The 6,036-nt window shown below is 60.5% G+C and carries 7 protein-coding genes; 6 read left to right on the top strand and 1 reads right to left on the bottom strand.

Annotation, left to right across the window (positions count from 1 at the left end):
* The 6 genes from RA21_RS13510 to RA21_RS13485 all read left to right on the top strand — a co-directional run.
* A partial coding sequence (locus RA21_RS13510; protein WP_039149710.1) for an AAA family ATPase occupies positions 1-1,615 on the top strand: 1,615 nt, incomplete at its 5' end.
* A 3-nt stretch (positions 1,616-1,618) separates the two neighbouring features.
* Entirely contained in the window at positions 1,619-1,978 is a 360-nt protein-coding gene (locus RA21_RS13505) for a hypothetical protein (RefSeq protein WP_019297332.1), read from the top strand.
* A 136-nt stretch (positions 1,979-2,114) separates the two neighbouring features.
* Positions 2,115-2,954, top strand: coding sequence for a hypothetical protein (locus RA21_RS13500; protein WP_152610545.1), 840 nt, complete (start codon positions 2,115-2,117; stop codon positions 2,952-2,954).
* Complete coding sequence (locus RA21_RS13495; RefSeq protein ID WP_039149640.1) at positions 2,951-4,312, top strand: DUF6638 family protein; 1,362 nt, start codon at positions 2,951-2,953, stop codon at positions 4,310-4,312. The genes RA21_RS13500 and RA21_RS13495 overlap by 4 nt, the downstream gene beginning before the upstream one ends.
* A gap of 174 nt (positions 4,313-4,486) precedes the next feature.
* The gene (locus RA21_RS13490) at positions 4,487-4,753 is read left to right on the top strand and encodes a hypothetical protein (RefSeq protein ID WP_019297329.1); all 267 of its coding nucleotides are present in this window, start codon (positions 4,487-4,489) and stop codon (positions 4,751-4,753) included.
* An 11-nt stretch (positions 4,754-4,764) separates the two neighbouring features.
* Positions 4,765-5,409: a DUF1523 family protein gene (locus tag RA21_RS13485; protein WP_019297328.1), complete on the top strand. Its 645-nt coding sequence runs from the start codon at positions 4,765-4,767 to the stop codon at positions 5,407-5,409.
* A 73-nt stretch (positions 5,410-5,482) separates the two neighbouring features.
* Here the strand turns inward: RA21_RS13485 and RA21_RS13480 are convergent, their stop codons facing one another.
* Positions 5,483-6,034 (bottom strand): TetR/AcrR family transcriptional regulator, encoded by a 552-nt coding sequence (locus RA21_RS13480; RefSeq protein ID WP_082008944.1) that lies wholly within the window; start codon positions 6,032-6,034, stop codon positions 5,483-5,485.
* Positions 6,035-6,036 lie beyond the last annotated feature (2 nt).

The raw sequence follows: 6,036 nt of genomic DNA, 5'->3' as shown, positions 1-6,036 counted from the left end.
GGTCTCCTTGGCGATGGGGGAGGCTTATGCGGATGTGTCCGGCCTGGGGGATCTGAAACGGGCCAATCTGGCCGGGTCTTTGGACGCGGCGCGCAAGGGGGAGTTCACCGAGCTGCTGGCCGCCGAGGCGCTGATTGCCGCGCATGTGTTTGCCAATGCAGCGGCCTTTCTGCTGGCACCGCACGGGTCCGAGGTGCAGGCCGAGGTGGGCGAGGCGGAGGAACTGCTGACGGATAACGCGCCGCTGGCGCTGCACGGGGCGCTGTGGGAGCTGGACCAGAAGCTGGCGCTGCATGCGCCGGATGATGCGCATCTGATTGCGGCCTCCGCCGCCTATGCCGAGCAGCTGATGGAGAAGGCTTCCTTGCGCGCTCAGAACGCGCCGCGGCTGGAGGAGTTCACCGCGGCCGCCTGGCGGGTGGAGGCGGATGATCTGACCATCAGCGGCTTTGAGCCCGCAGCCAAGGCGAAGTCCACAACGCTCACCATGGCATTCAAGAAGCCGCATGAGGTGGTAGGCAACCATATCGCCAAGTACCAGGCCTTGAGGCTGTCCAAGATGCTGATGGCCTATGACTTCGACCGCCGCCTGAACCCGTTTGCCGAGATGGGCGGCTTCATCTTCACCTTCATGGGTGATGGCAAGCCGGGGACGGGTAAGACCACCCTCATTCAGATGATGGCGGGGCTGATCCATGATTATTGCCAGAATGCGGGCTACGCCTTCCGCTACCAGAACTTCGGCATCGACAATATCGACAGCTATCAGGGCAAGTCGGGGCAGAACGCCAAGTCGTTCATCCAGAACGTGATCGACCCGGGCGTGATCGGCTTTGGCACCATCGACGACATCGACCAAATCGCGGGCAAGCGCGGCGACCGGCAGTCCAGCGCGGGCCAGCAGGAGGTGACGGCGGTGTTCATGGAGGCCTTTGCCGGCGCCAACACCGTGGTGCGGGGCAACTGCACCTTTGGCATGTTCTCCAACTACCCGGAGAATGTGGACGACGCGCTGCGCCAGCGGGCGGGCGCGCGGTTTCTGGTGGACGGGCCGCAGACGCGGGAGGATTACATCGACATCCTGACGCTCTTGATGGGCAAGAACCATGCGATCCCGCTGGGCGAGCACGACCTCTATGGCGCGCAGGAGATCAAGAAGGCGGTCGCGCGCTCGTTTGAGGCGCACAACCGCCCGCAGGAGCCGGGGCTGATGGAGGTCTTTGGCCGGGTGCACGACCAGATCGGGGAACTAGATGATTTGGCCAAGCTGGGGACGTACCTCAAGGCGATCCAAGCCGCGGATGAGCGGTTCACCGGCCGAGCCATCAAGAACATCACCGATGCGGTCAAAGTGCGGGCGATGGATTTCGAGCTGCCGGACGAATGGATGGAGAACCCGGAGCTGTTCCTGTTCAAGGATTACGAGACCAAATCGGCGATGATTGCGGAGCTGCGGGTGCCCATCACGGTCGACATGGTGGTGCAGGAGATCAACCGCTACGCCGACAGCGAGTTCCGCTATGCCGACAAGTCGGATGAGGTGGCGATAGAGAACATGGTGCGCGATTTCGGGCGGCAGGAAGAGGCCAAGCGGCGGTATCTGGAGGGGAAGTGACCGTTGGGGATCGTCTTTGGATATGTTGCCCTTGTGGTTTCGGGCTTCACTGCGATCTACGCTGTTATTGCCGGGATCGTGATGGGACACAGGCTTGGGAAGAATGAGGTGCCGTTGAAGTCGGCGCTCTCCGTGACCTTCCTTCCCGTTCTTCTGGTGCCAATGGTGATTTATCTGATCGTTGCAGCTTTCCACGTTGGCGAAATGGGGCAGGGCGTAGTCACCCTTTCCGGTATTCTTGGCGCGGCCTTCTTTATGGAGCGGCTCTCAATGTCCTTTCTGATGCCGCTTACAGCCGCTGTTTTTTCGATTGCCTTGATTGTCGCAAGGCTGCGCCGGCAAAACTCTCAAAGGGGGCTATGATGACTGTCTCGCACAACANNGGCGGGGGCGGCGCGGGGCGGAAGCGGAGCGCCCGCCCGGGGGGGCGGACGGGCGCTGCCCGAGCCGCAAGCGTCTCGGGCGGGAACGCTTTCCATAGTAATCAGGAGGGCCTAGTTTGATTGACTGGGCTACGAACCACTGGCGTTCTATTCGAACCGGTTTGAAAAGCGACCGGCCTATGGAAGTGGGAAGAGCTCTTACTAAAGCCTTTCTGGCAATCGTCGCTGCTCTGGCTATCTTGCCACAACACACAGCCGATGGCGGATGGCAGCTTCGAGCCTATGCTCTTATCACTTCGCCCCCGAATGAAATTGGCGACACCTTTGCTGGGGTTGCCGGTGTTCTCGCCTTTCTCTGGATTATCGTAACCGTATGGTTGCAGAGTCAGGAATTGGCAGAACAACGGAAAGAGCTGTCAGCTACAAGAGATGAGCTGAAGCTGACACGAGAAGCTCACCAAAAGCAGGTCAACATCTTGGAGAAACAGGCTTCTATCTACGAAATTGAACAGAAGGATAGAGCTGAAAAACGCGCGAAGGATCAATTTGATCAAATGCTAAGAGCCCTTGCAGACTTGGTGGGAAATGAAAGGGAGTGGGGCGAACCATGGGTTCCAAGCACCACGCGTCCTCATATGCTGAATCTTGGAACTAGCGTTTTCAATTTGAAGGATCCTCAAAGTGTCGATGAAGCGATAAAACAGGCAGTTTCGTCCTCTCAACACTGTCACGAAACACTAGATGGGTACTTTGCTTCTCAAACGCCGTTCTCGAAGTCTGGTAAAATGGATGCCTATATTGCCTGTCTTGCGTTCGTAAAGGATGTGATGGGCCTGTATGATGATCTGGGCCCAGATCAGAAATTGCGCTTCGATTTTCTAGGTTTGACGCAACTAAGTGAAAACTTGAGAGCGCTACTTGAAATGAACATCTGGTTGGAAAGTGAAGCAACATGAAACGCCTCATCCAGCATGGCCTGATGTTCGGCAATCTCTTCCATGTGGCCTCGCCCGCGCTGGTGGAGCGGTACAATCGCGCGCTGAAGCATTTGACCGGCAAGACCACCGCCCTCACGGATTTCCACGTCGATATCTCGGGCTTTTCGCCCGAAATAGGCGATGAGCTGGGGGATGATCACTATCTGAACCATGCGGGCGTGAACCGGCAGTTCATTCTGCTGTCGACCGAGCAGAAGCGCTGCCCGCTGCTTCACGTGAAATTCTCCACCAGCCGGGACATCCTGCGCCGGTTCATCGAGGTGAATGAACGCCAGCTGTTTGCGCTGACGGCGACGGATGCGGTTGCGGGCGAACTGGTGAATTCGGTGTTTGAGGTGTCCTCTCCGGCCAAGCTGTTCGACATCCGGCAGGTGCGGATCGAGGCGGATACTACCAAGGGTACGCTGCGCCATGCGGACCGTCTGGCGGAGCTGGTGGAGCGGTTCAAGACCGGGGAGGATGCCTGGTTTGATGACGGTCTGATTGCTAAGATGATCGCAACGGCAGAGCAGACCGGCGATGTGACCCGCAATCCGGTGCATCTGGAGCATGAGGTCTTTGAGCAGGGCAACTTCTGGACCGCGCATTTCGGCGGGCTGTACCTGTTTCAGGACGTGCAGCACCCGGCGGTGATTGCCAGCGGGGCAAAGCCCGAGGGCGTGCCGCTGGATCGCGTTTTTGACCTGAGCCAGCGTAATGCCATTGCCAAGTTTCTGGAGCTGAACGGGCTGGCAGAGCCGGTGATCCGGGCGCGCGGTGTCGATGGCGCGGCGATCCTGCGGCAGAAGATGGGGTTCCTGGCGGTTTCGGTTTTGACAGAGAAGGGGCGGGATCTGACCGGCCTGTCACGGTCGGATCTGCGGCGGCTGGCGGCGCGGCATGCGGAGGAGCTGCCGGAAGAGTTTGAGGGGCTGGCGGCGCTGGTGCGCTGGGCCGAGGGCGGCGGCAAGTGGCCAAAGATCACCTCGGACCATCCGGCCTATTTCTATAGCCTCAGGGCGTCGGACACGCCCTGCCGCGATCTGGTCAACATGCTGCTGGCAGAGCTGTGCCCGCATGACTTCCGCCAGATGTTCATCTGCCACAAGGAGGAATTCTACCGCCAGTACCGTGGCTGGCCAGAGACCAAGAAAGCCTATGCGGCGGAGTTCCTGGCGCGGGAGTATGCGGTGGACAAGGCTGGCGCGCGGGAGGCGCTGTTCGGGCATGAGCCGGATATGGAGGGGCGGATGCCCAAGCTGCCGCGGGTGCAGCGCAAGGGGATGGTTGACCGGGTCGGCCCCTGGGGGGCTGTGAACCGGGTGAGGGGGCGATAGGATGGTCCTATTGGAGCAACTTAGTTCTTCCCGGATCGCTTGCGATCCGGTTCGCGCCCGACCCGCCCCCGTCATGCCGGAGGCGTGCTTTCAGCACGACGGCGGGCGTGAAACGCCCACCCTCGGGACGGGGCGCGAACCTGTGTTGGATGTGAAAACCCAGGAGCAACAGTGATGTTCGGCTTTATCCGCCTGATCCTGATCCTCTTGGTGGTGCTGACCGTGGTCTACGCCGCGGTGTCGCTCTATTCGCGCGAGATGCGGCGGCTGAAGCTTAAGCGGCGCTGGAAAGAGAAGGGGTTGACCGGCGACCGCGCGGCCTTCATCCAGCGGGGGCTGAAACAATACGACAACTCGTTCCGGCGCAAGCTGATCCTTCTGGTCTATATCATTCCGCTGGGGGCGCTGGCGCTCCTGATCTACGTCATTAACTTTATGTGAGGTCCACCCCCATGCGTTTCATCAAATGGGCTTTCCTGATTACCTTCTGGGTGCTGTTCGGCGCCTTTCTGCATTACACGCTGCCGCAGTATGACGTGGTGCGGATCGTCAACACCTACGAGGAACGGCAGGAGCTGAACGACTGGACGCGGGTTTTCTGGTCCAAGCCCGACGACCAGTCGGCGCAGCTGATCAACCGCGATGTGCAGTTCATCCAGGCAGTGCGCGCCAACGGCCGCAATATGGTCTACCGGAACGAGGACACCGGCTGGAACTGGCCGCCCTATTTCAAGTTCGACACCGCGAACCTCTATACGGATGCAAATGACAGCATCTCGACCAAGGCGAACCCGGAATGGGTGGCGGTGATGCATTACGGCTGGCGCAACGAGTTCCTGTCGATCTTCCCCAATGCGGTGACGATCAAGCCGGTGGCGGGGCCGGAGGACAAGCCAACCAACTGGTTCTCGATCATCTTCCTGGTGCTGCTCGCGGCGCTGTTGTGGGCCATATATGTGCGTTGGCGCCGGTTCCGGCAGGCGCGGATCGACCCGATGATCGAAAGCGCCGAGGACAGCCTCTATGCGGCAGGCGATGCCATTGCTGAGCGCAAGGGCCGGTTCCGGCGCTGGCTGGATACCTGGAAATCGAAGTGACGGGAGGGGCCGCCGGATGGGCGGCTCTGAAAGACACAAACGGATGCGCGGGCCTGAAGCGGCCCGCGTTTGTTTATTCGATCCGGTCCAGCACCCAGTCCAGCGCGGGGGTGAAGCCGTCAGGTGACAGCGCTCCGCGTGGTGCCGCGGCGGCGGCAAAGGCGAAGCCGTGTGTGTAATCCACCAGCAGGCAGAGAAGGGTGCGGGCCTCTGAGCCGGATACGCCTGCGGCGGTGATTTCCGCCTCGATCAGCCGGGTCAGCCCGGTCAGGGCAGGACCGATCAGGGACGGGTCCTCCAGGATGCATTTCGCAAGTTCCGGGTGCCGGGTCACCTGGGTGCAATAGCGGGTCATCAGGTCACGCAGCCGCAATTTGGGCGTTGCCGCTTCTGACGGTGCATCCGCACCTTCAAACGCAATGGCGACGAGGGATGCGATCATCTCGTCCCTGGTTCCGGCGTGATGGGCAACGGCCATAGGGGTGACGCCAAGCGCCGCAGCCAGTGCCTTGAACGTGAGGGCCTTGCTGCCACCTTCGTCAAGCAGCTCCAAGGCTTTCTGCAGCACATCATCCTTGCTGAGGGTGCGGCTTCCTCTGGGCGGGCGACCCATGCGCGGGGGCATTG

The organism is Leisingera sp. ANG-DT, assembly GCF_000813785.1.
GTDB lineage: Bacteria > Pseudomonadota > Alphaproteobacteria > Rhodobacterales > Rhodobacteraceae > Leisingera.
Note: the sequence above shows the minus strand (reverse complement) of the source record. Positions and strands in the feature narration are given on the sequence as shown.

Bases quoted from the DNA above. Each gene is read 5' to 3' on its own strand.
- RA21_RS13480 (WP_082008944.1), bottom strand. From the start codon at position 6,034: ATGCCCCCGCGCATGGGTCGCCCGCCCAGAGGAAGCCGCACCCTCAGC.
- RA21_RS13485 (WP_019297328.1), top strand. From the start codon at position 4,765: ATGCGTTTCATCAAATGGGCTTTCCTGATTACCTTCTGGGTGCTGTTC.
- RA21_RS13495 (WP_039149640.1), top strand. From the start codon at position 2,951: ATGAAACGCCTCATCCAGCATGGCCTGATGTTCGGCAATCTCTTCCAT.
- RA21_RS13490 (WP_019297329.1), top strand. From the start codon at position 4,487: ATGTTCGGCTTTATCCGCCTGATCCTGATCCTCTTGGTGGTGCTGACC.